2 protein-coding genes are annotated in these 1,743 nt (G+C 61.4%); one reads left to right on the plus strand and one right to left on the minus strand.

Features of this window, described 5'->3' with window-relative positions:
* Nucleotides 1-250: 250 nt before the first annotated feature.
* The gene (locus IAG41_RS22815) at nucleotides 251-1,276 is read right to left on the minus strand and encodes an IS110 family transposase (RefSeq protein WP_187731005.1); all 1,026 of its coding nucleotides are present in this window, start codon (nucleotides 1,274-1,276) and stop codon (nucleotides 251-253) included.
* Nucleotides 1,277-1,339: 63 nt separating this feature from the next.
* Between IAG41_RS22815 and IAG41_RS22820 the strand changes: the two genes are divergently transcribed.
* Nucleotides 1,340-1,738 (plus strand): hypothetical protein, encoded by a 399-nt coding sequence (locus IAG41_RS22820; RefSeq protein WP_187731006.1) that lies wholly within the window; start codon nucleotides 1,340-1,342, stop codon nucleotides 1,736-1,738.
* Nucleotides 1,739-1,743 lie beyond the last annotated feature (5 nt).

Raw genomic sequence — 1,743 nt, forward strand, 5'->3', positions numbered from 1 at the left:
TCTCCGTTGGCAAGGGTTTGGTGAGCGGATGCACTTGGTGGTCGGTGCGGCCATGTGTCCGGCCTTTGTTGCGGCTGTCGTTGCCGCTGGCCATAATGCCTTCCGCGGATCTGATCCCTGATCAGTTGCTCGCACTTTGGAGTGCTGGGGCGTTGTAGGGTGGTCTGATCCGGCGGTGTCGACCGGCTTTCGTGCAATAGCTCCTCTGCCCTTTCCAACCTCGAAGCGCAGCCCCTTCAGCCGCGCGGTCTCATGCAGCGATCGCCATCGGCTCGCGATAGCGATCACCACTCATCATCATGGCCCATGCGATGCGAGCGTTCTTGTTGGCCAATGCGATGGCGGCAACCTTAGGCTTGCGACGCTCGAGCAAGCGGACGATCCAGGTGCGGCGCGTGCTCTGCATCGCGCGCCGGATTACCGCCATGGCGCCGGCGAACAGCATCTGCCGCAGATAGCGATTGCCGGCTTTGGTGATCGACCCCAGCCGCTCCTTGCCGCCGGAGGAGTTCTGTCGCGGGACCAAGCCCATCCACGCTGCCATGTTGCGACCGCACCGAAAGACCGACGGATCTGGCACGCATGCTACCAGTGCCGATGCCACCAGCGGCCCGATGCCGGGCACTTCCATGAGACGCCGGCCAAGCTCGCTCGACCGGGTCAGGGCGAGGACCTGGCGATCGTTCTCGAGGATCTGCCGCTTCACCAGGTGCAGCTGCCCAACGAGCATCTGCAGACACTGACGCGCTGCGGAAGGGACACGCGCATCGGCCTCATCCTCGATGACCTGGAGCAGCCGATCGACGCCACCGCGACCAACCGGTGCGACGATCCCGAACTCCGCCATGTGCGCACGAATGGCATTGGTGAGCATCACCAGCTGACGGTTGAGCATCAGCCGCACCTTATGCAGCATCATCGCGCTCTGCTCCTCCGGTGCCTTCGGCGCTACGAAACGCATGTTCGGCCTCGTGACGGCCTCGGCGATCGCCTCGGCATCGGCCATGTCGTTCTTCTGCCGCTTCACATAGGGTTTCACGTATTGGGCAGGCATCAGCCTCACCTGATGGCCAAATCTGGCGATCTCGCGAGCCCAATAGTGCGATGTCGCGCAGGCCTCGATCCCGACCAGACAAGGCGATAGCTTCTCGAAGAACGGCAGCAACCGCGCTCGGGTCAGCCGCTTCTGCAAAACGATGGTGCCGGCTTCATCCAGCCCGTGCAGCTGGAAGACCGACTTCGCGATGTCCAATCCGACCACATGTACGTTCGCCATGGCACTTCTCCTCCATTCGAGCAGAGCAGATTAGATCGACTCCGCGGTGGTGGAGAGCCGTCCATGGCATCAGTTGCGGACATGCCGGGCGCAGCTACACTGTCAGCTATGAAGATCATCCTCCCCCTTGCTTTGGTCTCGATTTTGTCGCCGCCAGCATCGTTACAGGCGATGCAACAGGATTCTCATATCAGGCGCGATGACTTGGTCGTGATGGGGTATGTGACCGCTCGAGAATACGAGGCGCTCGATGAGTTCGGCATGTCCAGCATAATGACGGCCGATCTGAAGATTTCGAAAGTTCTTCGAGGGCGTGCTCCAGGCGGGACCCTCACTATTCGCTACGTCGCACACATGGACCTGCCCGAAAATAGCGAGCTGCGCTTCCACCTTCGGCGCTCATCGGCGGGCGCTTGGCTTGTCTGCAAGCAGGGGCGCGGCCAAGGGTATATCTGCAAATGAGGAGT

This window comes from Sphingomonas sp. JC676 (assembly GCF_014489075.1).
Taxonomy (GTDB): domain Bacteria; phylum Pseudomonadota; class Alphaproteobacteria; order Sphingomonadales; family Sphingomonadaceae; genus Sphingomonas.